A 24,615-nucleotide genomic window follows, 5' to 3' on the forward strand; every position below is an offset into this window, starting at 1 on the left:
CCGTTGAGTGCTGGGTATTTGTGGGTTGATGGCCTTCGCGCCAACGAATACCCAGCACTCAACGAGCTAGGGGACCGGCCAGGCCGGGCTGAGGCGGACCACGTCGCCGACCACGATGATGGCCGGGGGCTTCACGCCCGCCTCGGCGGCGCGGGCCGCGATCGTCGCGAGCGTGCCGACCGTGACCCGCTGGCGCGGGCCGTAGCCGTCCTCGACCACGGCGGCCGGGGTGTCCGCCGGGCGGTCGGCGGTGATCAGCGCCGCCGCCGTGTCGGCCAGGTGGGTCACACCCATGAGCAGCACGAGCGTGTGGTCCGGTCCGCCTGGGACGGTCGCGGCGCCGTCGTGACCGGTCAGGACGCTGAAGCCGCGGGCGAGGCCGCGGTGCGTCACCGGGATGCCGACGGCGGCCGGGACCGAGACCGCCGACGTCACGCCCGGAACGACCTCGACCTCGACGCCCGCATCGCGGCAGGCCGCGAGCTCCTCACCGCCGCGGCCGAACACGTACGGGTCGCCGCCCTTGAGGCGCACGACGTCGCGCCCCGCCCGGGCGTGCTGGACCAGCAGCGCGTTGATCTCGTGCTGCGGCACCGGGTGGTTGCCGCTGGTCTTGCCGACGTCGATCACCTCGACCTCGGGCGCGAGCTCGTCGAGCAGGGCGCGGGGGCCGAGCCGGTCCACGACGACGACGTCGGCCTGGGCCAGGACCGCGCGGCCGCGGGCCGTGAGGAGGCCCGTGTCGCCCGGGCCGCCGCCGACGAGCCAGACGCGGCCGGGCGTCGCGCCGCCCCGCGCCCGCTGGCGCCGCAGCGGCAGCGCACCCGACTGGAGCTGGCCCGCGACCGCGTCCCGGATCGCCCGCGCACGCCGCGGGTCCCGGCCGGCGGTCACCGCGACGGTCACCTCGGCGCCGTCGGTCAGGGTGGTCCGGGCGACGGCCGGGACCCACGCGCTGCCCACGGACGCGTCGCCCGCGGTGACGCAGAAGATCCGGGCACGCTCGGCGTCGTCGGCCACCTGCTGGTCCGTCGCGGCCGAACCCGTGGCCGTGTGCGCGAGCCAGGCGCCGTCGAGGTCGCCCGTGCGGTACTCGCGCCGCACCCACTGCACGGTTCCTGGTGCCGGCTCGCCGTCCACGGGGTCGGGCGTCTCCGACGCGACGGGGATCCCCTGCTCGCCGAGCACGACATGCGGCGCGATCACGCGCACCCGCGCCCCGGCGTCGAGCAGGGAACGCACCCGGCGCGCGGCCACGGGACCGCCGCCGACCACGACGACGAGCCGTCCGGTGACCTGGAGCCCCAGCGGGTAGATCTGGCCGGCGTCAGACCGTGCGGCATCAGACCGTGCGGCGTCAGACCGTGCGGCGTCAGACTGCGCGGCGTCAGACATGGAGACCACACTCGTCCTTGTCGCGCCCGGCCCAGCGGCCCGAGCGTGCGTCCTGCCCCGGCAGCGGGCGCGCGGTGCAGGGCTCGCAGCCGACCGACGGGTAGCCGTCGGTCAGGAGCGGGTTCACGATCAGCCCGTGCCGGTCCGCGTAGTCCGCGACCTGCTCGTCCGTCCACGCCGCGATCGGGTTGATCTTCACCACGCCGTTGCGCTCGTCCCAGGACACGAGCGGCGCGTTGGCCCGCGCCGCCGTCTCCTCGCGGCGCACGCCGGTGGCCCACGCCTCGTAGCCCTCCAGCGCCTTCTTCATGGGCGCGACCTTGCGCATCGCGCAGCAGGCCTCGGGGTCGGTGTCGTGCAGCCGGGGTCCGTAGGCGGCGTCCTGCTCGGCCACGGTCAGCTCGGGGCGCACGTCCACGACGTTCACGTCCAGCTCGATCTCGACGGCGCCCCGGGTGCCCAGGGTCTCCGCGAAGTGGTAGCCGGTGTCGCCGAACAGCACGTCCACGAACGGGAGCTGCTGTGCCACCAGGTGCGACAGCACGGTGTCCTGCATCGAGGAGGCCACGGCCAGCCACGGCCCGAACTCGCGCACGGCCCAGGCGATGACGGCCTCGGCGTCCGCCTCGGGGCTGCCGGCCGAGGCGTGCAGCTGGGCCTGCCCGCGCTCCACGACGGCCCGCAGCTCCTCCGGCGTCCGACGGCGGCGCGTGGCCCGGGCGGCCCGGCGCGCGTCACGGGTGCTCTCGCGGGCCGCGGCGCGGGCGCGGACCCGCGCCAGGCGCGGGTTCTCGCCCGGGCCGAGCCCGGAGAGCGCGAGAGAGGAGGCGGGCGCCTCGTCGGTGGCCGTCATCGGAGGGCCTCCTCGTCGGCGTGGTGCGCCCACTGCGCGAACGTCTCGTCGCCGTCGTGGTCGGCCTCGTACCGGCGCACGACCCGCTCCACGTAGTCGCCGATGCCGTCGGCGGTCACCTTGAGCCCGCGCACGGTGCGGCCGAGCCCGGCGTCGTCCCGGTCCGTCGAGGCCAGGCCGCCGCCCAGGTGCACCTGGAATCCGGGCACCTGGTTGCCGTCGTCGTCCATCACGAGCTGGCCCTTGAGGCCGATGTCGGCGGTCTGGATCCGCGCGCACGAGTTGGGGCAGCCGTTGACGTGCAGGCTCAGCGGCTTGAGGTTCGTGAGGTCGCCGAGGCGTTCCTCGAGCTGCGTGATCGCCGCGGCCGACGTCGCCTTGGTCTCGACGATCGCGAGCTTGCAGTACTCGATGCCGGTGCAGGCGATGGTGTTGCGGCGGAACGGGCTCGGTCGCGCCTGCAGGCCCAGCTCGGCCAGGCCGGCCACCAGCGGCTCGACCTCCTCCTGCGCGACGTCGAGGACCAGCAGCTTCTGCTGCGGCGTCAACCGGACTCGGCTGCTGCCGTGCGCCTCGGCGAGGTCGGCGAGAAGCGCCAGCGTCTCGCCCGAGACGCGGCCGACCGTCGGCGCGGCGCCCACGTAGAACCGGCCGTCGTGCTGCTCGTACACACCCACGTGGTCGCCACGCTCGTCCAGCCCCAGCGAGGCGGGCGACGGCGGGGCGACGCCCTCGGGCAGCTCGTAGCCCAGGTACTCGTCCTGCAGCACCTGGCGGAACTTCTCCACGCCCCAGTCGGCGAGCAGGAACTTCAGGCGCGCCTTGTTGCGCAGCCGGCGGTAGCCGTAGTCGCGGAAGATCCGGACCACGCCGTGCCACACGTCGGGCGCCTGCTCCTCGGTGACGAACACCCCCAGGCGCTCCGCGAGGCGCGGCGCCGTGGACAGCGCGCCGCCGACCCACAGGTCGTAGCCGATCCCGAGGTCGGGATGGTCCACGGCGACGAACGAGATGTCGTTGATCTCGTGCACGACGTCGAGGCTCGGGTGGCCGGTGATGGCCGACTTGAACTTGCGCGGCAGGTTGGCCAGGGCGGGATCGCCGATGAAGCGCTCCTGGATCTGCTCGATCACGGGCGTCGGGTCGATCAGCTCGTCCTTCGCGACGCCCGCCACCGGGCTGCCGAGGATCACGCGCGGCACGTCGCCGCAGGCCTCGGTGGTGCTCAGCCCCACGGCCTCCAGCCGCCGCCAGATCTCCGGCACCGACTCGACCTCGATCCAGTGCAGCTGGAGGTTCTGCCGGTCGGTGATGTCCGCCGACCCGCGGCCGAACTCCGTGCTGATGCCGGCGATGGTGCGGAGCTGCTCGGTGGTCAGGGCGCCGCCGTCGATCCGCACGCGCAGCATGAAGAACTTGTCCTCGAGCTCGTGCGGCTCCAGCGTGGCGGTCTTGCCGCCGTCGATCCCGGGCTTGCGCTGCGTGTACAGGCCCCACCAACGGAACCGGCCGTGCAGGTCGTCGCCGGGGATGGCGTCGAAGCCCTCCTTGGCGTAGATCCGCTCGATGCGGTCGCGGACCTCCAGGGGGTCGGACTCCTGCTTGAACTCCTCGTTGTGGTTCAGCGGAGCGGTGCCGTCGACCTTCCACTGGCCGTTCGGCCGGGCCGGGCGCTTCGACGTCGTGGGCGTGCGCCGTGCCGGGGTGCGGGTCTCGGGCGGGGTGGGGGCCGTGTTCACCATGTGCGGGGTCCTGTTCCGGTGCGGGGCGCGCGGGCGTGGAGCGTGCTGGGGGAGTGGTGCGCGTCGTGCGGGCACAGGAGGCCGGTTCCCGGGGATGACCAGGGACTCAGCGCTGCGGGCCGGCGGCGCGCGCTGACCTTGCAGGGGGCGAGGGGCGCGTCAGGGCTGACAGCTGCGACAGCGGTCGCAGGCACAGGTCGGCATGGCACACATGGGCATCTCGTGACGCGTTGTCACGAGGGAGATGCGCGCTGCCTTGGTCATGGCGAAGACCGTAACCGCGGCTTCGGACGGGTGGAAGACCATGTCCATATAGTGGATATCTATCGAGTGCATCAATGTTGCCTATGCATTTCCCGACCTAAACGGTCGGGAAATCCGGTCGGGGCCCGTTCCGGTCGACCTTGTGAAAATTGTCACGACCGCGCGCGTCGCGCGGTATTCGGGCGATTCGAACCCCTGCCGCGGATAGGCTGCCGACCATGGAGTTCCTTTACAACGTCTTCGTGTTCCTGCACTTCGCGAGCTGGGCTCTCGTCTTCGGCGGCTCGATCGCGTCGCTGCGGACCAAGGCCCTCTACAAGGGTGTCTCGCACGGTGCCATGGGAGCCGTCGTCGCGGGCGTCATCATGGTCGGCATCGCCGAGATGGGCGGCCTCTGGGACGACGGTGGCCCGTCGATGGCGAAGATCGGCGTCAAGCTGGTCATCGCGCTCGCCGTCGCCGTGCTGGCCGTCATCGCGGTGCGCAAGGGCGAGAACGTGTCGCAGGGCCTCAAGGGCTCCGTGCTCGGGCTCACCCTGGTGAACATCGCGGTCGCGGTGTTCTGGAACTGACACCCGGGGCGCACCGGGCAGGCCGACGCCGCTAGCGCGTCGCCAGCCAGTCGCGGTGCGCCGCCAGGCTGCGGTCGAACAGCGCGCGCAGGGCGTCGTCGTCGATGCCCCGCAGCGTGATGCCGAGCGTCCGCAGGCCGTCGCGCCAGTCGTCGTACGCAGTGAGCTCGACCTGCTCCGCGCGTGACCCGGTCCGCGTGAACTGGCAGCCGCGCAGCGTCTCCGCGGCACTGGGCAGGCGGCGCTGCACCACCAGCTTGCGGGCGTACGACCCGCCGTCCGGCGCGGTCAGCCGGCGGTGGGCGGCGTCCGCCTGCTCGGGCGTGAGCGCCTCGTCGAAGATGTCGACGGCGCCGAAGCTGCCCTGGGCGTCGTGGTGGAACGTCCAGCCGTCGTCGCGCACGTCGAGCCGATAGGTGAACGGGCCCTGCCGGTACTCGCCCGCGGCCAGGGGCAGCGGCTCGTGCAGCCCGTCGCCGCAGCCGACGTCGGGCCACCAGGCGCCGCCCGGGTTCTCGTCGGTCGGCAGGCCGCGCACCGACAGCGCCAGGTGCCCCACGTGCAGGTCCCGCCGCTCGGCCTCGTCGTCCCAGTTGTGGCCCCACGCCGGGACGACGTCGAAGCCGAGCGCCCGGAGCGCCGTCGTCATGACGCCGTTGTGGTGGAAGCAGTAGCCGGCGTTGCCGCCCGCGGCCACGCGCGCCAGGGTCGACGTCGCGTCGATGGGCGGCGGGTCGCCGAGCATGGTGTGCAGGTTCTCGTACGGGATGCGCTCCGCGTGCCGCCGGTGGATCTCGAACAGCGTCCCGACCGTCGCCGGGGGCCGCGCCTCCAGGCCCAGCCGGGCGAGGTAGCCGGACGCCTCGTGCTTCATGGCGAGCAGGATATACATCTGGCTCGGTGTCCGATTTGCACCAGCAGGCTAGTGTGCGGCCGTGGACGTTTGGGCAGAGGTACTCGTCGGTGTCGTAATCCTGGCCGGGCTGATCGGCATCGTCGTGCAGGTGTTGCCCGGCGCGGTGCTCGTGCTGGGCGGGATCCTCGTGTGGGCCATCTTCACGGGCGGCGTCCAGGCCTGGGTCGTGTTCGGCATCGCCGCGGTGGCCATCGCCGTCGCCGAGGTGTTCCAGTGGATCCTCGCCGGCAAGCACATGCGCAAGGCCGAGGTACCCGTGCTGACCCTCGCCGTGGGCGGCATCGCGGGCATCATCGGCTTCTTCGTGGTGCCCGTGATCGGCCTGTTCCTGTTCTTCGTCGCCGCGATCTTCCTGCTGGAGTGGGCGCGCCGCAAGGACGTGTCGGCCGCCTGGGGCGCCACCAAGGCCGCCGTCCAGGCCACGCTGATCACCATCGGCGTGCAGCTCGTGGGCTCGCTGATCGCGACGGGCGCGTGGGTGGTCGGCCTCTTCATCACGGGCTGACGCCGCGTACATCACGGGCTGACGCCGCGGCCGGACAGGCCGCACGGGGGCGGGCGTCGGGCCCGGCCGCAAAGGTGCGCTTCTACCCAGCCATTGGGCCCGAAAACAGCATGGTTACGGGCCCGATGACTGGGTAGAAGCGCACCTTCGGCGGGCGGGCGGACGGGCCCAGCGGGTCCGTCCGTCGGGGGGCCGACGGCGTCAGGCCGTCGGCGTCGGGAGGTCGAAGATCAGCAGGGTGCTCGACGCCGTCGCGACCACCGCGCCCGTCGCGTCCCGCACCACGCCCTCGGTGAAGCCCACGCGGGAGCCGGCCTTGACGACCGTGCCCTCGGCGGTGAGCGGTCCGCCGCCGCCGCGCACGGCCTTGACGTAGCTCACCTTGATCTCGATCGAGGTGTAGCCCTTGCCCTGCGGCAGCACCGACTGGATGGCGCAGCCGCACACCGTGTCGAGCAGCGTGCAGAGCACACCGCCGTGGATCGTGCCGATCGGGTTGTAGCCGGACTCGTCGGGCGTGCACCGGAAGGTCACGCGCCCCTCCTCGACCTCGTCGATGTCGAGGCCGAAGTGGGAGGCGATCGGCGGGGGCGGGATGAGGCCGTCGCGCATCCGGCGCAGGAACTCGACGCCGGACGTCAGCGGCGCCTGCGCCGCGGTCTGGATCGGGTCGTACCAGGTCAGGTCGCGGCTGCGCGGTGCGCCCCAGGCCTCGTGCGCGCTCGTCGCCTCGTGAGCGCCGGGCGCGTCGGTCTGCTGTGTTTCGGACATGTTCGCAAGGGTAATGTCCGGGTCATGCAGGCAGCCGACCTTCCCCTGATCCGCACCGTCTCCCGGCCCGCCGTCCACCCGGACGGCACCTGGGCCGTCGTCGCCGTGACCCGGCCCGACCTGGAGGCCGACGCCGTCGTGGGCCAGCTCTGGCGCGTCCCGCTGGCCGCCACGAACGTCGCCCCCGGCACCGCCCCGGACGCCACCGACGCACCCCGCCGCCTCACCCGCGGCTTCCGCGACACCGAACCGCGCTTCTCGCCCGACGGCGCCCTGGTCGCCTTCCTGCGCGCGCAGCCGCAGTGCGCCCCGCAGCTCTGGGTGCTCCCGGTCGCGGGCGGCGAGGCCGTGCAGGTCACGGACCGCACGCTCGGCGTGAGCGGGTTCCGCTGGTCGCCCGACGGCAAACGTCTCGCGTTCCTGAGCCGCGAGCCCGAGCCGGGGCGCTACGGCTCGGTCGAGGGCATCACGCCGGCGGCCGAGGGCCCGCGCCGCATCACGGAGTGGAGCTGGACGCGCAACGGCCTGGGCTACCACCGAGACCGCCCGCAGCACGTGTACCTCGTCGACCTGCCCGACGTCGACGCGGAGCCCGTGGTCCAGCCCGTCGCGACCCCGCAGGGCCCGGCCGAGCCGCGCCCTGCGGTGCCGGAACCGCGCCGGGTGACCACGGACGACGTCGACCACGGCGGGATCGCCTTCACGCCCGACGGCCGCTCGATCGCCGTGCTCGCCGAGCGCGAGCAGGGCGCGGGCCAGGTGGGCCGCAGCATCCTGCGGGTGCTGCCGCTGGGCGCGGGCGCCGCCGGGGGCGGCTCCGAGGTGGAGCTCGGCACGCTCGGCCCGCAGGCGGTCGCGTTCGGCCCGGGCGGCGAGCTGTACGTGCTCGCCCAGGACCACGGCCCCGAGGGCAAGGACTTCGTGGCCCGCAACGCGGCCCTGTACGTGGTGTCCGCCTGGGCCGACCCCGAGCCTCGCCGGCTCACCGACCCGGAGACGCAGGAGCTGGGTCACGAGCCGGTGCCGCTGGCCGACGGCGGCGTGCTGCTCGTGCTCGCGACCCGCGGCACCCAGCACGTGGTCCGCATCGCCGACGACGGCACGACAACCCAGCTGACCAGCGGAGACGTGCTCGTCTCCGACATCGGCGTCGGGGGCGGCACGATCGCCGTCGCCTACGGCGACCCGGGCACCTACGGCGAGGTGGGCGTCGTCGCGGGCGGCGGGATCAGCCCCCGCACGGACTTCTCCGCACCCCTGCGCGCGGCCGGCGTCGTCACCCCCACCGGGCTGATCGTCACGGGGCGCGACGGGTATCCCGTGCACGGCTGGGTCGCGGTGCCCGAGGGGACGGGCACGCACCCGACCCTGCTGATGATCCACGGCGGCCCCTACGCGTCCTACGACGTGCGGCTGTTCGACGAGACGCAGGTGCTGGTCGACGCCGGGTACGCCGTCGTCTACTGCAACCCGCGCGGCTCGGCCGGCTACGGGCAGGCGCACGGCCGCACGATCAAGCAGGCGATGGGCACCGTGGACCTGCACGACGTCCTGGACTTCCTGGACGGCGCGGTCGCCGCGGACGGGCGGCTGGACGGGTCCCGCGTGGGCGTGCTCGGCGGCTCGTACGGCGGGTACCTCACGGCCTGGACCGTCACCCACGACCACCGCTTCGCGGGCGCGGTCGTGGAGCGCGGGTTCCTCGACCCCGAGGTGTTCTTCGGCACGAGCGACATCGGCTCGTTCTTCGGCCTGGAGTACGTGGGCGAGAAGCCCGAGCAGGTGGCCGCGCAGTCGCCCCAGGCCGTGGCCGGGCAGGTGACGACGCCCACGCTCGTGCTGCACTCCGAGCTGGACCTGCGCTGCCCGCTGTCGCAGGCGGAGCGCTACTACTCGACGCTCAAGGGGAACGGGGTGGAGACGGAGCTGGTGGTCTTCCCCGGCGAGAACCACGAGCTCTCCAGGTCGGGGCGCCCCCGGCACCGGCAGCAGCGGTTCGAGATCATCCTCGACTGGTGGCGGCGGTACCTGCCTGTCGGCTGACACAGCGGGGAGCGGGGCGTGCGAGGATCGATCCGTGCAGATCATCACCGCCCCGCTCGCCCAGCTCGACAGCACTATCGCCTACGGGGTCTGGAAGCTGCGTCAGGACGTCTTCGTCGTCGAGCAGGACTGCCCGTACCACGACCTCGACGGGCGCGACGTCGAGCCGGGCGCCGTGCAGGTCGTGCTGCTGGCCGAGGCCGCGCCCGACTCCGTGTCCGACGGCGGGACACGCGTGCTCGGCACGGCCCGCGTGCTGGACGACGGCGACGTGTGGCGCATCGGCCGGGTCGCGCTGGCCAAGGAGGCCCGCGGCAAGGGCCTGTCCGACGACGTCATGCGCTCGGCCCTGAAGTACATCGCCGACGCCGGCGACGACCGCGACGTCGTGCTGGACGCCCAGTCGCCGCTCACGGGCTGGTACGGCAAGCACGGGTTCGTGGCGGACGGCGACGACTTCCTCGACGACGGCATCCCGCACACGCCGATGCGGCTGGCGCGCGTCCCCGCCTGAGGACCCCAAAAGAGCTGGGCCGGCACCGCCGCCGGGCATAGCGTCGGTCGCGTGACCGACGACGCCCACCCCGCAGAGCACACCCCTGACCTCCGCGCCCACCACCCCGGCGACGATCCGGCCGACGGCCAGTTCCCCGAGAGCGTGGCCGCGGACTACGACGGCCCGGGCGGTGCGAACGACCCGGCGGTCGTGACCCCCGCCGTGGACCTGCTGGAGGAGCTCGCGGCCGGCGGCCCCGTGCTGGAGCTGGCGGTCGGCACCGGGCGAGTCGCGACCCCGCTGGCCGCGCGCGGCGTGCGGGTGGGCGGCATCGAGCTGAGCCGGGCCATGGCCGCGCGGATCGCCGGCAAGCCGGGCGGGGACGCCGTGGGCGTGACCATCGGCGACATGACCACCACCCGGTTCGACGGGTTCGACGGCGCCGTCCGGCCGGGCGACTTCTCCCTCGCCTACCTGGTCTTCAACACGATCAGCAACGTGACCACGCAGGACGGGCAGGTCGACGTCTTCGTCAACGCCGCCGCGCACCTGCGGCCCGGCGGGCTGTTCCTGATCGAGGTGGGTGTGCCGGGCCTGCGCCGTCTGCCGCCCGGCCAGGACACGGTCCCGTTCACTGTCGCCCCCGCCGCGGGGGACACCGGCTACGTGGGCTTCGACCGGTACGACGTGGCGACCCAGCTCTTCACGTCGAACCACGTGACCGTGCGGCCTGACGGCACCGGGCAGTTCCGCTCGGTGCCGTTCCGGTACGCCTGGCCCGCCGAGATGGACCTCATGGCGCGGATCGCCGGCCTGCGGCTGCGGCACCGCTGGGCGGGCTGGGACCGGTCGCCGTTCACCGCGGACTCCGAGAACCACGTCTCGGTGTGGGAGAAGGTCTGACCGGGCGGGAGGCCCTGCCCCGGCCGGGGCAGGGCCTCCCGCGGGCGACTCAGTACGCCCCGCGCCCCGAGACCACGGCGCGGGCGGTCTGCCCGAGGATCGCCAGGTCCTGCATCGGCGTCCAGTTCTCGGCGTAGTACACGTCGAGCCGGACGGCCTCCTCCCACGGCAGGTCGGACCGCCCGGAGACCTGCCACATGCCCGTCATCCCGGGCTTGACCAGCAGCCGGCGCCGCATGCGCTCCTCGTAGGCCGCGACCTCGTGGGGCAGGGCCGGCCGGGGGCCCACCAGGCTCATGTGGCCGACGAGCACGTTGAGGAGCTGGGGCAGCTCGTCGAGCGAGTACCTGCGCAGCACGCGGCCCACGCGGGTGATGCGCGGGTCGGTGCGCACCTTGAACAGGGGGCCCGCCGCGTCGTTGTCCGCGGTCAGGGCCTTGACCTCCCGGTCGGCGCCCACGCGCATGGTGCGGAACTTGAACATCCGGAAGATCTTGCCGTCGCGCCCCACGCGCTCCGACAGGTAGAACAGCCCACCCTTGCTGGTCAGCGCGACGGCCAACCCCACGCCGAGCAGCACCGGGGACACCAGCACCGTGATCGCGGCGGCCAGCACCCAGTCGATGGCCTGCTTCACGCGGAACTTGTGCCCGCGGAAGCGGGGCGCGGCCACGTGCAGCAGCGAGAGGCCCGACGTCGGCGAGACGCTGACGCGGGCCGCCGAGACGTCGGCGAGCTCCGTGGTGAGCATGAGGTCGACGCCGACCCGTTCGAGCTGCCAGCCGAGCTGGCGCACCAGGTCCGTGGTGATGTTGCCGGACGCGCTCACCGCCACGGCGCTCGCACGGACCAGGGCCGCGGCCTCGCCGACCCGGGACAGGTCACCGAGCACGGGCACGCCGCCCACCTCGTCGCCGGGCAGCTCGTCGCGCTGCGACGTCTCCCCGGGGGCCGTCTCGCCCGCCGGCGTCTCGTCGGACGGCAGGCAGGCGCCGACCACCACGAAGCCCTTGTGCGGCGCGCCGTTGAGCCGGTGGATCACGCGCTCGGCCTGCTCGCGGTGCCCGACGACGAGCACGGGCGTCATGCAGCCGGTACCGCGCCGCCGGGTGCGCGCCACCCACTGCCGCCAGGCGTACCGCGAGCCGATCAGCCCGGCGAGGCCGAGCGGCAGCACCACGGCCTGCGCGAGCACGTCCTGCGGCTCGACCGACCCGGTGAGCCAGGCGGCGAGCACGAGCAGGCTCACGGCCGTGCAGGTGGCTCCGAAGATGCGCCGGTACTCCGTGTGGTCGCGGCCCACCACCCGCAGGTCATACGAGCTGCGCGCGGCCACGGCCCCGATCCAGACCGCCGCCACCAGGGCCGACACGGCGAGGGACCGGAGCGGTCCGGGGTGCCCGGGGGAGCCTGCCAGGAGGGTCGCGTCGAGCACGGACGCGAGGATCACCGAGGCGAGGACGACGGCTGTGTCCGTGAAGCGCAGCCGTGCGCGATATCGCACCTGCCACTGCGGGTGAGCGCGCCGCGCGCGGACGTCGTGAAAACCACGCGACGTCGCATTCTTCACCCTTTTCTCGGTGGTCTGCGGGCGAATTTCGAAACCGCCACCTATCGTCTGGCTCGCCACGTCGATTCCTTCCTTCGCTCTGGCCAGGAATGAGTTTCAGGGCGCAGTCGATCGCGACGCGTCGACGCGCCCTGGTGGAGCCGGGGGGTGGTGTTCCGGGCCTTGCAACCGCAGCCTCGGGGCGTTGTGTGTGCCCGGTTCTCGTTGCTATTTCTTGATCACAATAATATGAGCGTCATCGCATTCTGTCGTCCGCCGGACGGCCTTTTTCGGGGCCTTCACCCGGCAGTTCACCCGTTTGGATGAATAGGGTGAGAGACTGGTGCTGGAAAGAAATAACTGATTATCGTTCAGTGGCGAAAAGACGCGTTCGACGGCGCCTCGTGCAGCACTCCGTCGGACTCCGTGAACTCGTCGCCGGTGACGGGACATCGCCAGCCGTCCCCGGCGGTGCGCTCCAGCGGCACGCCGGCGCGGCCGACCCAGCGGATGCGCTTGGCGGGCACCCCGGCCACGAGCGCGAAGTCCGGCACGTCGGCGGTCACGACGGCGCCCGCCGCGACGGTCGCCCACCGGCCGACGGTCACCGGCGCCACGCACACCGCCCGGGCGCCGATCGCGGCGCCGGTGCGGATCGTGACGCCGACGGCCTGCCAGTCGTCGGTGGTCTTGACGGTCCCGTCCGGGGTGATCGCCCGCGGGTACAGGTCGTTGGTCAGCACGGCGGCGGGTCCGACGAAGACGCCGTCCTCCAGGACCGCCGGCTCGTAGACGAGGGCGTAGTTCTGCAGCTTGCAGCCGTCACCGATGTGGACGCCAGGCCCCACGTAGGCGCCGCGCCCCACGATGCAGCCGGACCCCACGACGGCGTCCTCGCGCACCTGGGCCAGGTGCCAGACGGTGGTGCCGGCGCCGATCGTGGCGCGCTCGTCGACGTCGGCCGACGCCTCGACGCGGGCCCCGCTCAGCTCGCCGGTGCTCATGGCGTGCTCCTCACCGCGCCCGCGCGCCGACGAACGCGTGCAGGCTGCCCGCGGTCTCCAGCAGCCCGCCGGCGAGCTCGTCGTCGTCCACGGTGATGCCGAACCGGTCCTCGAGGGCGGTCACCAGCTCCAGGACGGCCAGGGAGTCGAGCTCGGGCAGGTCGCCGAAGAGGGGGGTGCCGGCGTCGAACGCGGCCACGCGGTCCTCGATCCCGAGCACCTTGCCGAGCACCTCGAGCACGTCGGAGAGGGTCACCTCGCCGGTCGTGCCGCCCGCGGGGCCGTCTGTCACGTCGCTGCTCATCATGTCTCCAGTCAGGGGGTCGGTACCGGGCCGCGGGCCAGGCGTCACACCAGGACCTCGGCGGGTGCCGGGTGGCCCAGGAAGGCGGTCGGGCTGGCGGTCAGCCCGTAGGCCCCCGCCTGGAGCACGACCACGAGGTCGTCCGGTTCGGCCCGGGGCAGGGGGACGTCGTCCGCCAGCAGGTCGAGCGGGGTGCAGAGGCAGCCGACGACGGTGGCCTGCTCGCTCTCGGCCGACGCCATCCGGTTGCCGATCAGCACCGGGTAGTTGCGCCGGATGACCTGCCCGAGGTTCCCGGACGCGGCGAGCTGGTGGTGCATGCCGCCGTCGACCACCAGGTAGGTGCGGCCGCGGGAGACCTTGCGGTCGATCACGCGGGTCACGTAGCTGCCCGCCTCGCCGACGAGGTAGCGGCCCAGCTCGATGTGCACGTCGGCATCGGGCAGCGCCGGGGCGATCTGCCCGGCGACCACGGCCGCGAGGCTCTCGCCCACCCGGGCGAGGTCGACGGGCCGGTCCTTGGGGAAGTACGGGATGCCCAGGCCGCCGCCCAGGTTCACGTACCGCACCGGCCCGGGCGCGTGCTCGGCGAGCGCGACGATCAGGTCGGCCGTCGCACGCTGCGCGCCGGCGATGAGCTCCGCGTCGAGGTTCTGGGACCCCGCGAAGACGTGGAACCCGGCCAGGTCGACGCCGGTCGTGCCGAGGTACCGGAGCAGGTCGGGGACCTGCTCGGCGTCCACGCCGAACTGCTGCGGGCCGCCGGACATGCGCATCCCCGAGCCGCGCACGGCGAAGTCGGGGTTGACGCGGATCGCCACCCGGGGGACGACGCCGAGCGCCTCGCCGGCCGCCACGACCCGGCGGGCCTCGGTCTGCGACTCGAGCTCGACGAGCACGCCGGCCGCGACCGCCGAGCGGATCTCGTCCGGCGTCTTGCCGGGGCCCGCGAAGCTGATCCGGTGCGGGTCCGTCCCGGTGTCCAGGGCGGTGTGCATCTCGTGCGCGGAGGCGACGTCGAGCGCGTCGACCAGCCCGGCCAGGTGCTGCACGACGGCGGGCATCGGGTTGGCCTTGACGGCGTACCCGAGCCGCACCGCGTCGCCGAGCGCGGCGCGGACCTCGCCGACCCGGTCGGTGATGCGCTGCCGGTCGTACGCGAAGAACGGCGTGGACCCGACCCGGGCGGCGAGTCGCGTCAACGGCACCCCGCCCACGAGGATCTCGTCGCCCGAGACGGGGACGGCCGCCACGGCGGGGTGCGGCGCGACCAGCGGCTGCGCGGTCACCCGGCCACCTCCGCGACCAGCTCCGCACGGATCGCCGGGCGGTCCAGCTTGCCGTTGGGGTTGCGGGGGAACGCGGCGGCCACGTGGACCTCCGCCGGCAGCATGAAGGTGGGCAGCGTCTGCCGCATCTCCTTGAGCAGCCGGTCGGTGTCGACGGGCTCCGGCGCCAGCACGGCGAGCGCGATCCGCTGCCCCAGCCGGGCGTCCGGCACACCGACGGCGACCGCCTCGCGCACCAGGCCGGTGGCCAGCGCCGCCTCCTCCACCTCGGTGGGGCTCACGCGGTACCCGGAGGTCTTGATCATCTCGTCGGCGCGGCCCACGAAGTACAGGTAGCCGTCGGCGTCCCGCACCACGGTGTCGCCCGACCACACGGCGGGTTCCGGCACGGCGCGCCACGGCTCGTCGTACCCGGGTACGGGGCGGAACCGCGCCGCCGTCCGCTCCGGGTCGTTCCAGTAGCCGAGCGCGACGAGGCTGCCGCGGTGGACCAGCTCGCCCGGTTCGTCGGGCGCGCAGGGAGTGCCGTCCGGGCGCAGCACCAGCACCTCCGCGTTCGGGATGGCCTGCCCGATCGAGTCCGGGCGTGCGTCGACCTGCGCGGGGTCGAGGTAGGTGGACCGGAACGACTCGGTCAGCCCGTACATCAGGTACGGCGCGGCCGCGGGGAACAGGTCGCGCAGCTCGTGCAGCAGCGCACCGGACATCCGCCCGCCCGTGTTGGCGAAGTAGCGCAGCGCGAAGCGGGCGCCCGACGGCCACTCGACCGCCGCGAGCTGCGTCCACAGGGGCGGCACGCCGGTGATGCCGGTGACGCCGTACTTCTCGCACGCGGCGGTGACGTTCCGGGGGAGCAGGTAGTCGAGCAGCACCGCGTGGGCGCCGACGGCGAACGCGGTGGTGAGCTGGCTCAGGCCGGCGTCGAAGCTCAGCGGCAGCACCGCGAGCAGCACGTCGTCGGCCGTGTTGTGCAGGTAGCCGGACACGCTGGTGGCGCCCACGACGAGGTTGCGGTGCGACAGGACGACGCCCTTCGGGGCGCCGGTGCTGCCGGACGTGTACAGGATCGCCGCGATGTCGGTGTCGGGGCCGGACGGCGTGGGCTCGTCGGGCAGCGGCTCGCCGTCGGCCTCGTGCTCGCCGTCGGCCACCTGCTCGCCGTCGGCCCACCGGTGCACCGTGAGCCCGGGTACGTGGGGCAGGTCGTCCGGCATGCCGCCGTCGGCCGGGTCCACGAGCAGCACCGTGGTCAGGCCGGTGTCGCCGAGGTGGTCGCGGACGGCGTTCAGCCGGCCGGGCGAGGTGACGAGCACCCGGGCGCCGGAGTCGCGCACGACGTGGGCGACCTGCCTGCCCTTGAGCAGCGGGTTGACCGGGACGAAGACGCCGCCGGCCAGGGAGGTGCCCCACAGGGCCTCGACCGTCTCGAACCGTTTCTCCAGGAAGACGGCCACCCGGTCGTGCCGGGCCACGCCGAGCCCGGTGAGCCGGGCCGCGGCCCGGCGCACGCCCTGCCACAGCCGCGTGTACGTCAGGGTCGCGTCCCGGGCCGACAGCGCGGGGGCGTCGGGCCGCCGGCGCGCCTGTTGCTCGAGGTGCTGATGGATGGTCGTCACGAAGATCACGGTAAAGCGCGCGCGACGATTTTCGTCAGGTGGGCGACGGGTGAATAGGGCCGAAAAGCGGGTGAACCCTGAATGGGTGAAGAGGCCGCCGTCGCGCGCCGGGCGTGCCGAGGACCAATCGTTTCGTATTAGGTGCGAGGTGAATTACCGTGCATCCAACAAAAGTCATCCCCGCCCGGCGTCGAAGCATTGGTGAATTGCCTCCCGCGGCGCCGGTTTCACCTCACCGCACGCCGCTCACCACGGCACCTGGGTCAGCTCGCTGTAGAGGTAGCTGACCGACTCCGGCGGCTGGTCGGTGCGGCTCAGGTACATCGTCGGCCGCTGCGCCGACAGCGGCACGGAGTGCCACGGGCGGGGTCCGCTGACCCGGTCCTGCAGCAGGGTGAACGGCAGCCCGTGCGCGAGCAGGACGTGCCGGTACACCGCGGGCGCGGCGGCGCGGAACAGCTCGCGGTCGCTCACGTGGAGCACGGAGGCGAACAGGCGCATCCGCTTGCGCCGCACGGCGCGGAACACCACCCAGCACGGCTTCCCGTCGACGACCGCCACCACGTGCCGCGCGGCGGCCGAGTCGGCGTGGTCGCGGTAGGCGGCCAGGTCAGGGCCGGAAAGTACGGCCTCGATGTCGGCCCGGCCGGTCAGCAGGCGCACGCCCGGCGCGGGCAGCGGCAGGTTGACCACGAGCGCGCCCGCCGTGTCGAGGTGGTGGAACCCGAGCCGTTCGTTCAGGGGCACCACGGTGCCGCTGGGGGACAGGTCGATGAGCTCGCGGTCGCGCTGGGCGAGCATCGCGCGCAGCAGCCGCAGCGAGTGGTGGCGGAACTCGTCGAGCACGCACCAGGCCGCGACGTTGCACACGGCGCGCGGCCCGCCGGGGCCGTCCTGCTCCGAGTAGAGGGCCGCGTACACGCCCACGACCCGGCCCTCGGACGTGAGCAGGAACCCGTGGTCGGGGTGGCTCGTGGTCCAGGTGGGACGCAGGGAGCGCGCCCACTGCCCCGGGGTGAGGGAACCGTCGAGATAAACGCTCAGGAATTCGCCCACACGCGGCAGGTCGTCCGTCGTGACGGGGGCGAGCTCGACATCTTTCGAATGTGCCACGTCGGCGAGTATGACCCCGGGAAAGGGTGCCGGACGGCGTCAGCCGGGGTGAAAGGACCGGCGCTCGTGAATTTCATCCGGTCATTCCCCGGTGGTTGCCGGCGGCGCATTTCTCACCCCTGTATCACCCGGCCCGGGGCTGCATTCGGCACGCGACAGCGGTCACTATCGGTTGGTGGCTGTCAACGAACCTGCCGGATCCTCTCGCGTGGCCAGCGTGCTGCTGGTCGCCCCCGCGTGCGACGGCAACGACGTGGGCGAGTCCTGGCTCGCCCACCAGTGGGCGAGCCTGCTCTCCGAGCGGTTCCGGGTGACGCTCCTGTCCACGTACAAGAAGGGCCACGTGCCGCCGTCGCGGCAGCTTCCCGGCGTGCGCGTGGTCGAGTGGCCGGAGCCGCCGCTGGTGCACCGCGCGGAGCGGCTCAACAGCCTGCTCCAGCCGGCGTACGTGCCGTTCTACGTGCGGGCCCGGCGCTGGGTCCGCGGACGCCTCGCGGCGGGCGAACGGTTCGACGTGGCGCACCAGCCGGCGCCCGTGGCGATGCGCTATCCGTCACCCGCCGCCGGCCTCGGCATCCCCCTGGTGGTCGGGCCGGTCGGCGGCAGCCTGGAGTCCCCGCCCGCGTTCGCCCGTCAGGAGGTGGTCCCGTGGTACCAGCGGCTGCGCGCCCTGGACCGGCTGCGGCTGCGGTACGACCCGCTCCTGCGCTCCACCTACGAGTCCGCCGACTGCGTGGTGGGCATCGCCCCCTACGTCCAGGAGGTCCTCGGCGACGTGCGGCTGCGGCGGTTCGAGACCCTCCGCGAGGTGGCCCTGCACGCGGTCCGGCCCGTGATCGACCGCAGGGGCCGCTCCGGCCCGGTGCGGCTGCTGCACGTCGGCCGGCTGGTGCGGACCAAGGGCGCGCGCGACGTGATCCGCGCCATGGCCGCGCTGCGCGACCTGCCGGTGGTGCTCGACGTGGTCGGGGACGGCAACGACCGTCAGGCGTGCGCCGACCTGGTGCAGGAGCTGGGGCTGGCCGAGCGGGTGACGCTGCACGGGGCGGTGCCGCGCGCCGAGGTCGACCGCTTCTACGAGCGGGCCGACGTCTTCGTCTTCCCGAGCTACCGGGAGCCGGGCGGCGCCGTCGCGCTCGAGGCGATGTCGCACGGGCTGCCGCTCGTGGTGTGCGACCGCGGCGGCCCGGGCGCGAACGTGACCGACGCCTGCGCGTTCCGGCTGCCCGCCGACTCTCCGGAGCAGCTCGCCCGCGACGTGGCGTCCGCGGTGCGCCGGCTGGTCACCGAGCCGGACCTGCGGCTGCGCATGGGCGAGGCGGCCCGCGCGCACGCGGTGGCCGAGCACCTGTGGGACCGGCGGGTCGACCGCATGGTGGAGCTCTACGAGCAGGTCGCCGCGGCGCGGCCCGCGGCCGGGGCACAGGCCACGGGATGAGCGACGACGACCGGCGTGCCAGGATGACTCGCATGGGCCGATCGTCCTGGTGGGTGCCGCTCCGATGGGTCGTCGGAGCGCTGGTCGCCGCCGCGCTGACCACGGTCGTGGTGTCCCAGGGCACGCCCCCCGACGACCCGGGCGCCTCCTCCGGCGGCACGGGGCAGGACGCCGCGCCCACGCCGTCCGGCGAGGCCCCGGACCCCGTCGTGGAGGCCGCGGCCCTCACGTTCCCCACGCCCGAGACCGCCGGGCTACCCGCCGGGTGGACGCCGCGGCGCACCCACACCGGCGACCTCCGGATCAGCGAGCCGGGCACCGTGGTCAGCGACCTGCGGATCACGGACGGCACCATCTACGTCGACGCCCAGGACGTGACGCTGCGGCGCGTGCAGGCCGTCGGGTCCAAGGTGGTCAACGACGACAGCTCGGTCTGCGGGTCCGGCCTGCTGGTCGAGTCCTCCGAGTTCGTGCGGAGCGACGTCCGGACCGGCGACGGCGACCGGCAGGTGATCGGCAACGGCGGGTTCACGGTGCGCGACGTGGTGATCGACGGCGTGCCCGAGGGCATCCGTGTGGGCGCCAAGCAGTGCGGCGACGTGGTCGTGGAGGACTCGTTCATCCGCGTGGTCCCGCCCGACGTCTGCACCGACTGGCACGGCGACGGCATCCAGGGGTACGGCGGCGGCAGCCTGACCGTCCGGAACACCCGGATCATCATGCGCGAGACGGCGGACTGCTACGGCACCGCGCCCTTCTTCTACCCGAGCGGCCAGGGCAACACGTCGCTGACCGTCGACGGGCTCCTGGTCGAGGGCGGCGGCTACGCGTTCCGGGCCGGCACCGAGGGCAGCGTGCGCAACCTGCAGGTGGTGCAGGACACCTGGGGCTACGGGCCGGTCGACGTCCTGTGCCCCGCCCTGACGACCTGGCAGGCGCACACCGTGACGGTCGACGAAGGCCGCACCACGCCCGTGGACCCGATCGAGTGCGGCGGCAGCGGCAACTGAGCCGCCCCGCCGTCGGCCCCGCCGCCGCCAGCCCCGGCCGTCGGACCCGCGTCAGACCCGCGAGCTCGCGTCCCGCTCCCACGTGGTGAAGTCGCCCGCGCGCACCGCCGCACGGGCGCGCAGGCGCCCGGCGAGCACCACACCGAGGAACACGGGTACCCGGGGCGCCAGGCCCGGCCGCTCCCGGACCACCCGCCAGAGGTCGCCGAGCGACGTCCGCGCCTCGGCGCCGCGCAGGCCCGCCCGGTCCGCCTGGACGTTCCCGGTGGTCACGCGCGCCCGGCGGCGCACCAGGTCGCGCAGGGTGCGTGCCGGGTGCACGACGACGGCGACGTCCGCCACCACGACGCGCTCGTGCGGGGCGAACGCCTCGGACAGCACCAGGTCGTCGGCCATCACCTGGGGCAGCGCGGCGATCCGGCCGGCCGCGGCCCGGGACACGGCCAGCACCCCGCGCCCGAACAGGCCCGACCGCACGGTGGGCAGCGCTTCCCAGACGTCGTAGTACCAGCGCGCGAGCAGGGACACGCCCGTGCGGGGCATGGTGCGCGACGGCGCCGCCACGGCGGCACCCCCGGGGCCCACCGCGGCCGCGAGCCGGGCCACGCCGTCGGCGGTGATCTCGACGTCGGCGTCCAGGTACACCCGCGGGAACGTGCGGGCCACCCGGTCGGCCGCACGCAGCGCGCGGGCCTTGGAGGGCTCGGGCAGGTCGAGGACGGTCACGGGATACTCCCCGGCCACGGCCGCCGTCCCGTCCGTGCACCCGTTGCAGGCCACCACGACCTCCAGCAGCCCCGGGTCGGCGCACAGCGCGTCCAGGAGGCGGCCGATCGTGCGCTCCTCGTCGTGCGCGGGCACGACGACGGACGCCACCGGCCCGCTCATCGCGGCAGCACCTCGTCGCTCGCGCCGAGCGCCGCCGGGCGCCGGGCCGGGCGGACCAGGGCCCGCAGCGTGGGCCACGACGCGCGGTGGCCCAGCAGGCCGCGCCGGAGCTCCACGAACAGGGTCACCCCGTAGTACGTCCAGGCCGCGCGGGTGCCGCGCCGGCGCCGGATCAGGCGCACCCGGTTCAGCATCAGCATGGTGTGCGTCTCGTGGCTCGTGCCCGAGCCGCCGCCGATGTGCATGGCGCCCGCCGTCGGCGTGTAGAAGGAGCGCCAGCCACGGTCCCGCGCGCGGAGCGCGAAGTCCGTCTCCTCGGAGTAGAGGAAGTACGACTCGTCGAACCCGCCCAGGGCGTCGAAGCACGCCCGGTCGACGAGCCAGATCGCGCCGACGGCCCAGTCCACCAGGTGCTCGGCCGTGTAGGCCCGTGGGTCTTCGATCCGCTCGGCGAAGGCCGCCAGGCGCGTGAAGCTCAGCCCGCCGGCCCGCGCCACGGTGGGTGTGCGGCGCAGCGTCGGGGACAGGCTCCCGTCCGCCTCGCGCGTGCGCGGCACCACGATGCCGACCCCCCGCCGGCGCAGCACGTCCAGCATCCGCGGGACGGAGTGGGCGTCGAGCTCCACGTCCGGGTTGAGCACGAGGATCGCGGCCGACTCCGGGGCGTACCGCACCGCCTTGTTCATCCCCGCGCCGTAGCCGTCGTTGACGCTCTCCACCACGCTGCAGTCGCCCCGGCGTCGCAGCAGCGTGAGCGTCTCGTCCGTGGACCCGTTGTCGACCACCACCGTGGTGTACGGCACGTCGCCGAAGGCCGCGGGCAGGCTGTCGAGCAGGGCGTCGATGTGCCGGGCGCTGTTGTAGGTCACGACCACCGCGGCGACCTCGGCCCCCATCAGCGCAGCCCCTTGACGAACGTCCGGGCCCGGTCCGCCGCGCGGACCGTGTAGCGGTCCCCGTGCCGCAGCCACGCGGCGACGTCGTCGGCCGTGTCGGTCGCGCGGAGGCTGAACCGGGCCTGCCGCCAGGACCCGGGCCCGGCCAGCGCCCGGTCGCTGGTGTAGACCCGCGTGTAGCCCAGCTTCCGCAGCGCGGTCAGGGTGGTCCGGTCGTAGCGGCCCAGCGGGCAGGCCGCGGTGCGCACCGGCTCCTCCAGCACGTCCTCCAGGCGCTCGCGGGCCAGCACGAGCTCCTCGCGCAGCTCCGGCGGGCGCAGCCCGCGCCAGACCCGGTGGTGCATGCCGTGCGAACCGACGCCCATCCCGGACCGGCGCAGCGCGCGCACGTCCCCGGCGGACAGCGAGCCCGCGTGGCCCAGGCGGCCGGCGATGACGAAGAAGTCGGCCACCCGTCCGCGCTCGACCAGCTCCGGGAGCGCCACCTCGACGTCGGAGGCGTTGCCGTCGTCGAGGCTGAGCCGCACGTCCGGCCGGACGGCGACCACGTCGAGCACGCGCCGGAACGTGTCCGTGCCGATCCAGTAGGCGGCCTCCTCGGCCGGGGCGTCGTGCGGCGGCGTCCCGATGCCGTGAAAGCAGAGATTGATCATTTGTTTATCGTGAACGACGACTCCCGGCCGTGGAATGCATTCCCGGGTGATTCTCCGGGTGATTCTCGGGGTATCTCCGCAGGGCTATGCCTGGGCGCGCAGCGAACCCGCGACACCGACCAGGAGAAAGAGCGCGCCCATCGTCATCGGGAACGCGAAGGCGTCGAAGAAGAGCAGGCTGACGAACCCGACGACCACCGAGGCCATGAGGGCCAGGGCGAGGTCGTAGGTCCTGGCGTCGGTGCCCGCGCTGCGCCTGCGGACCCGCAGGAGCACCCGGACCGTGGCCGCGCAGATGCCGAGGAACAGGACGGTGCCCACCAGGCCGACCGTCACCAGGAGCAGGAGGTACTGGTTGTCGAAGATCCGGTAGGTGGGCAGGAAGGTGCCGAGCCCCCGCCCGAACAGGGGGTCGCGCGCGATGAACTCGCCCGCCAGGTCGAACGAGCCGGTCCGCGAGGTGACGCTCGGGTCCTCGGCGGCGCCGGTGAACAGGCCGAGGATCGAGGACAGCATGCCCGGCGCGACCACCAGGCCCGCCAGGGCGCCGACGGCGGTCACGCCGAGCATGATCCGGCGCCGGGTGCCGTGCCAGCCGAGGAGCAGGATGACCAGGCCGATGGCGGCGCCCACGTAGGCGGACCGGGAGCCCGACAGGGGCACCAGCACGAGCGTCGCCGCGGCGGGCGCCCACCGCACCAGCGGCCTGCGCTCGGTGTGCTCGAAGCCGACGTGCAGGGTCAGCGGCAGCAGCATGGTCACGAGCACGCCGTACTCGATCGCGTGGGTCGCGGTGCCCTGCGGGCGGATCAGGCCGTTGCGCTCGCCGAGCTCGTAGGGCGCCGTGAGGGTCAGGCCCGGCAGGGCGAGCCGGTCCACGAGCAGCTCGCCGAGCACGAACTGTGCCAGCCCGAGCACGGCCAGGGCTCCGCTCGCGAGGGCGAGCCGCCAGACGAGCACGTCGCGCCGGGCGGTCGAGGTGATGCCGTCGTGCGCCAGCAGGAGCACGCCGGACCAGGCGAGCAGCGCCAGGATCGCGACGTCGGCGGGGCTCATCTCGTTGGACACCACGGGCCGGGACATGGCGATGACGTACGTGATCCCGACGCTGAACAGGAACAGGGCGAGCGAGACCCGGATCAGCCGGGGCCCGCTCAGCCTCGGGCGGGCGGCCCCGACGCCGGTGAGCACCCACAGCAGCAGACTGGCGAGGCCGACGACCATCGACGGCGCGCCCGCGCTGCCGAGCGGACCGATCACCAGCTTGGAGGGGATGGCGAACAGCAGGAGCAGGTAGACCGAGAGCCAGGTGACGACGTCGGGTCGCAACCGCCGCCGCGGCACCGGCCGCGGTGGCGAGGCGTGCCGCTGGACGGCGGCAGGCCGGGTCTGGGTCACCGGGACTCCGCGGAGGACGCTCGCGCGGCCGCGTCGTCCCTGCGCCGGTCACGGGAGTCGAGCGGGAGGTTGGGCCAGGACGGCAGGGCCCGGTCGTCCGCCGGCCGGCTCGCCGGCGGCTGCACCGACGGCGGTCGCACGGCGGGCAGCCGGACGGTCGGGGGCTTGGCCGGCTTGGTGGCGGGCGACCTCGGGTCCGCCGGCTGGGCGTCGGCCTTGGCGTCCGGGTTCGGCCCGGCCGGCTTGGACCCCGTGCCGGCGGGCCCCGCCGTGGCGGGCGCCGGCGCTTCCGGGTCCGACCCCGCCGGGTCCGTCGGGCCCTGCTTGCGGCCCCGCGTCCGGCTGCGCACCAGCCCGTCGACGGCGACGGCCGCGACCACGGTGGCCACCAGCCCGATGCCCCCGGCGGCGATGACCATGCGCACCGTGCCGCTGTTGTCGATCGTCGCCCGCTCGTCCTTGGCGAGGACCAGCGTGGACACGACGGTGTTCTTCGGCGCGTCGACCTCCTCCTGCAGGCGCTCGAGCTCGACCGGGATCGACGAGGTGAGCAGCTCCAGCGTCTCGAGGGTGGCCGCCGCGCTGGCGTCCGTCACGTCGACCGAGATCACCGGGCCACGGGTCGACTCCTCGATGGCCACGACGTACTCGGCGTCGGGCGAGCCCGAGCTGAACCGCTCCTTGGCCACGTCGCTCTCGTAGTACGCGACCACCACGCGGGCGGGCAGGTCGAGGCCGCCGAGGGCCAGGAACGGGTTGCCGCCCTCGCCGACCACCTGCTCGGACGGCACCAGCAGGACCAGCGCGCGTGCGGTGTAGACCGGGGGCTCGATGGTGCTCGCGCCGTACACGAGGCCGGCGGTCGCGAGCAGGCCCACGACGGTGACGATCCACCGGCGGCCCAAAGCTGCAATCACGTCGAGGAATGACATTTGTTCACCCTTTCCGGGCGTATCACGCCGCGCTCGACAAAGGTATCGTGCCGAGGGCGGGTAAA

23 protein-coding genes are annotated in these 24,615 nt (G+C 73.8%); 7 read left to right on the forward strand and 16 right to left on the reverse strand.

All coding sequences use genetic code 11. The features are described 5' to 3' along the window. Window positions 1-66 precede the first annotated feature (66 nt). Genes cobA through ACIPN7_RS05415 form a run of 3 tightly spaced genes read right to left on the reverse strand, consistent with a single transcriptional unit; the run spans window position 67 to window position 3,990 of the window. Window positions 67-1,395, reverse strand: a complete 1,329-nt coding sequence (gene cobA / locus ACIPN7_RS05405; RefSeq protein WP_400538749.1) for a uroporphyrinogen-III C-methyltransferase — start codon at window positions 1,393-1,395, stop codon at window positions 67-69. Beyond that, window positions 1,388-2,248 (reverse strand): phosphoadenylyl-sulfate reductase, encoded by an 861-nt coding sequence (locus ACIPN7_RS05410; protein ID WP_400538751.1) that lies wholly within the window; start codon window positions 2,246-2,248, stop codon window positions 1,388-1,390. Before ACIPN7_RS05410 ends, cobA begins: the two co-directional genes overlap by 8 nt. Then, entirely contained in the window at window positions 2,245-3,990 is a 1,746-nt protein-coding gene (locus ACIPN7_RS05415; RefSeq protein ID WP_400538753.1) for a nitrite/sulfite reductase, read from the reverse strand. Before ACIPN7_RS05415 ends, ACIPN7_RS05410 begins: the two co-directional genes overlap by 4 nt. A 482-nt stretch (window positions 3,991-4,472) precedes the next feature. Between ACIPN7_RS05415 and ACIPN7_RS05420 the strand changes: the two genes are divergently transcribed. After that, entirely contained in the window at window positions 4,473-4,826 is a 354-nt protein-coding gene (locus ACIPN7_RS05420) for a hypothetical protein (protein ID WP_400538755.1), read from the forward strand. A gap of 31 nt (window positions 4,827-4,857) precedes the next feature. On the opposite strand, the gene ACIPN7_RS05425 is transcribed toward ACIPN7_RS05420, so the two are convergent. Next, window positions 4,858-5,700: an arylamine N-acetyltransferase gene (locus ACIPN7_RS05425; RefSeq protein WP_400538757.1), complete on the reverse strand. Its 843-nt coding sequence runs from the start codon at window positions 5,698-5,700 to the stop codon at window positions 4,858-4,860. A 61-nt stretch (window positions 5,701-5,761) separates the two neighbouring features. On the opposite strand from ACIPN7_RS05425, the gene ACIPN7_RS05430 reads away from it, so the two are divergent. Then, on the forward strand, window positions 5,762-6,247 hold the full coding sequence (locus tag ACIPN7_RS05430; protein ID WP_400538759.1) for a DUF456 domain-containing protein: 486 nt from the start codon (window positions 5,762-5,764) through the stop codon (window positions 6,245-6,247). 201 nt (window positions 6,248-6,448) lie between these two features. Here the strand turns inward: ACIPN7_RS05430 and ACIPN7_RS05435 are convergent, their stop codons facing one another. Then, entirely contained in the window at window positions 6,449-7,018 is a 570-nt protein-coding gene (locus ACIPN7_RS05435; RefSeq protein WP_400538761.1) for a PaaI family thioesterase, read from the reverse strand. A 24-nt stretch (window positions 7,019-7,042) separates the two neighbouring features. Here ACIPN7_RS05435 and ACIPN7_RS05440 point away from each other — a divergent pair, with 24 nt between their 5' ends. From ACIPN7_RS05440 to ACIPN7_RS05450, 3 genes are read left to right on the forward strand one after another with little or no spacing between them, the layout of a single operon-like run. Next, entirely contained in the window at window positions 7,043-9,061 is a 2,019-nt protein-coding gene (locus ACIPN7_RS05440; RefSeq protein ID WP_400538763.1) for a S9 family peptidase, read from the forward strand. Between the two features lie 34 nt (window positions 9,062-9,095). After that, window positions 9,096-9,575, forward strand: a complete 480-nt coding sequence (locus tag ACIPN7_RS05445) for a GNAT family N-acetyltransferase (RefSeq protein WP_400538765.1) — start codon at window positions 9,096-9,098, stop codon at window positions 9,573-9,575. A 51-nt stretch (window positions 9,576-9,626) separates the two neighbouring features. Next, window positions 9,627-10,460: a class I SAM-dependent DNA methyltransferase gene (locus ACIPN7_RS05450; RefSeq protein WP_400538767.1), complete on the forward strand. Its 834-nt coding sequence runs from the start codon at window positions 9,627-9,629 to the stop codon at window positions 10,458-10,460. A 49-nt stretch (window positions 10,461-10,509) separates the two neighbouring features. Here ACIPN7_RS05450 and ACIPN7_RS05455 read toward each other — a convergent pair whose 3' ends face one another. From ACIPN7_RS05455 to ACIPN7_RS05480, 6 genes are all read right to left on the reverse strand, one after another. Beyond that, window positions 10,510-11,964 (reverse strand): sugar transferase, encoded by a 1,455-nt coding sequence (locus tag ACIPN7_RS05455; protein ID WP_400538769.1) that lies wholly within the window; start codon window positions 11,962-11,964, stop codon window positions 10,510-10,512. 416 nt (window positions 11,965-12,380) lie between these two features. Beyond that, entirely contained in the window at window positions 12,381-13,013 is a 633-nt protein-coding gene (locus ACIPN7_RS05460) for an acyltransferase (protein ID WP_400538771.1), read from the reverse strand. A gap of 10 nt (window positions 13,014-13,023) precedes the next feature. Continuing rightward, window positions 13,024-13,317 (reverse strand): acyl carrier protein, encoded by a 294-nt coding sequence (locus ACIPN7_RS05465; protein WP_400538773.1) that lies wholly within the window; start codon window positions 13,315-13,317, stop codon window positions 13,024-13,026. Window positions 13,318-13,361: 44 nt separating this feature from the next. Next, window positions 13,362-14,606 carry a pyridoxal-dependent decarboxylase, exosortase A system-associated gene (locus tag ACIPN7_RS05470; RefSeq protein WP_400538775.1) on the reverse strand — a complete coding sequence of 415 codons (1,245 nt, stop codon included), beginning with the start codon at window positions 14,604-14,606 and terminating at the stop codon, window positions 13,362-13,364. Next, window positions 14,603-16,222 (reverse strand): acyl-CoA ligase (AMP-forming), exosortase A system-associated, encoded by a 1,620-nt coding sequence (locus tag ACIPN7_RS05475; protein WP_400538777.1) that lies wholly within the window; start codon window positions 16,220-16,222, stop codon window positions 14,603-14,605. Before ACIPN7_RS05475 ends, ACIPN7_RS05470 begins: the two co-directional genes overlap by 4 nt. Window positions 16,223-16,468: 246 nt before the next feature. Then, on the reverse strand, window positions 16,469-17,335 hold the full coding sequence (locus tag ACIPN7_RS05480) for a hypothetical protein (protein WP_400538778.1): 867 nt from the start codon (window positions 17,333-17,335) through the stop codon (window positions 16,469-16,471). A gap of 175 nt (window positions 17,336-17,510) precedes the next feature. Between ACIPN7_RS05480 and ACIPN7_RS05485 the strand changes: the two genes are divergently transcribed. After that, window positions 17,511-18,773 (forward strand): glycosyltransferase family 4 protein, encoded by a 1,263-nt coding sequence (locus tag ACIPN7_RS05485; protein WP_400538780.1) that lies wholly within the window; start codon window positions 17,511-17,513, stop codon window positions 18,771-18,773. A gap of 32 nt (window positions 18,774-18,805) precedes the next feature. Continuing rightward, window positions 18,806-19,783, forward strand: a complete 978-nt coding sequence (locus tag ACIPN7_RS05490; RefSeq protein WP_400538782.1) for a hypothetical protein — start codon at window positions 18,806-18,808, stop codon at window positions 19,781-19,783. A 51-nt stretch (window positions 19,784-19,834) separates the two neighbouring features. Here the strand turns inward: ACIPN7_RS05490 and ACIPN7_RS05495 are convergent, their stop codons facing one another. The 5 genes from ACIPN7_RS05495 to ACIPN7_RS05515 form a co-directional block, all read right to left on the reverse strand. Next, on the reverse strand, window positions 19,835-20,671 hold the full coding sequence (locus tag ACIPN7_RS05495) for a glycosyltransferase (RefSeq protein WP_400538784.1): 837 nt from the start codon (window positions 20,669-20,671) through the stop codon (window positions 19,835-19,837). Then, on the reverse strand, window positions 20,668-21,567 hold the full coding sequence (locus tag ACIPN7_RS05500; RefSeq protein ID WP_400538786.1) for a glycosyltransferase: 900 nt from the start codon (window positions 21,565-21,567) through the stop codon (window positions 20,668-20,670). The genes ACIPN7_RS05495 and ACIPN7_RS05500 overlap by 4 nt, the downstream gene beginning before the upstream one ends. After that, window positions 21,567-22,220, reverse strand: a complete 654-nt coding sequence (locus ACIPN7_RS05505) for a polysaccharide deacetylase family protein (RefSeq protein WP_400538788.1) — start codon at window positions 22,218-22,220, stop codon at window positions 21,567-21,569. Before ACIPN7_RS05505 ends, ACIPN7_RS05500 begins: the two co-directional genes overlap by 1 nt. An 84-nt stretch (window positions 22,221-22,304) precedes the next feature. Next, window positions 22,305-23,618: an O-antigen ligase family protein gene (locus ACIPN7_RS05510; protein WP_400538790.1), complete on the reverse strand. Its 1,314-nt coding sequence runs from the start codon at window positions 23,616-23,618 to the stop codon at window positions 22,305-22,307. Then, window positions 23,615-24,550, reverse strand: a complete 936-nt coding sequence (locus ACIPN7_RS05515) for a hypothetical protein (protein WP_400538792.1) — start codon at window positions 24,548-24,550, stop codon at window positions 23,615-23,617. Before ACIPN7_RS05515 ends, ACIPN7_RS05510 begins: the two co-directional genes overlap by 4 nt. Window positions 24,551-24,615: the final 65 nt, after the last annotated feature.

This window comes from Promicromonospora sp. NPDC090134 (genome assembly GCF_044746965.1).
GTDB lineage: Bacteria > Actinomycetota > Actinomycetes > Actinomycetales > Cellulomonadaceae > Promicromonospora.

Excerpts from the sequence above, each read along its gene's own strand:
- cobA (WP_400538749.1), bottom strand. The coding sequence starts at position 1,395 with ATGTCTGACGCCGCGCAGTCTGACGCCGCACGGTCTGACGCCGCACGG.
- ACIPN7_RS05410 (WP_400538751.1), bottom strand. The coding sequence starts at position 2,248 with ATGACGGCCACCGACGAGGCGCCCGCCTCCTCTCTCGCGCTCTCCGGG.
- ACIPN7_RS05415 (WP_400538753.1), bottom strand. The coding sequence starts at position 3,990 with ATGGTGAACACGGCCCCCACCCCGCCCGAGACCCGCACCCCGGCACGG.
- ACIPN7_RS05420 (WP_400538755.1), top strand. The coding sequence starts at position 4,473 with ATGGAGTTCCTTTACAACGTCTTCGTGTTCCTGCACTTCGCGAGCTGG.
- ACIPN7_RS05425 (WP_400538757.1), bottom strand. The coding sequence starts at position 5,700 with ATGAAGCACGAGGCGTCCGGCTACCTCGCCCGGCTGGGCCTGGAGGCG.
- ACIPN7_RS05435 (WP_400538761.1), bottom strand. The coding sequence starts at position 7,018 with ATGTCCGAAACACAGCAGACCGACGCGCCCGGCGCTCACGAGGCGACG.
- ACIPN7_RS05440 (WP_400538763.1), top strand. The coding sequence starts at position 7,043 with ATGCAGGCAGCCGACCTTCCCCTGATCCGCACCGTCTCCCGGCCCGCC.
- ACIPN7_RS05460 (WP_400538771.1), bottom strand. The coding sequence starts at position 13,013 with ATGAGCACCGGCGAGCTGAGCGGGGCCCGCGTCGAGGCGTCGGCCGAC.
- ACIPN7_RS05465 (WP_400538773.1), bottom strand. The coding sequence starts at position 13,317 with ATGAGCAGCGACGTGACAGACGGCCCCGCGGGCGGCACGACCGGCGAG.
- ACIPN7_RS05490 (WP_400538782.1), top strand. The coding sequence starts at position 18,806 with ATGGGCCGATCGTCCTGGTGGGTGCCGCTCCGATGGGTCGTCGGAGCG.
- ACIPN7_RS05495 (WP_400538784.1), bottom strand. The coding sequence starts at position 20,671 with ATGAGCGGGCCGGTGGCGTCCGTCGTCGTGCCCGCGCACGACGAGGAG.
- ACIPN7_RS05500 (WP_400538786.1), bottom strand. The coding sequence starts at position 21,567 with ATGGGGGCCGAGGTCGCCGCGGTGGTCGTGACCTACAACAGCGCCCGG.
- ACIPN7_RS05505 (WP_400538788.1), bottom strand. The coding sequence starts at position 22,220 with ATGATCAATCTCTGCTTTCACGGCATCGGGACGCCGCCGCACGACGCC.
- ACIPN7_RS05515 (WP_400538792.1), bottom strand. The coding sequence starts at position 24,550 with ATGTCATTCCTCGACGTGATTGCAGCTTTGGGCCGCCGGTGGATCGTC.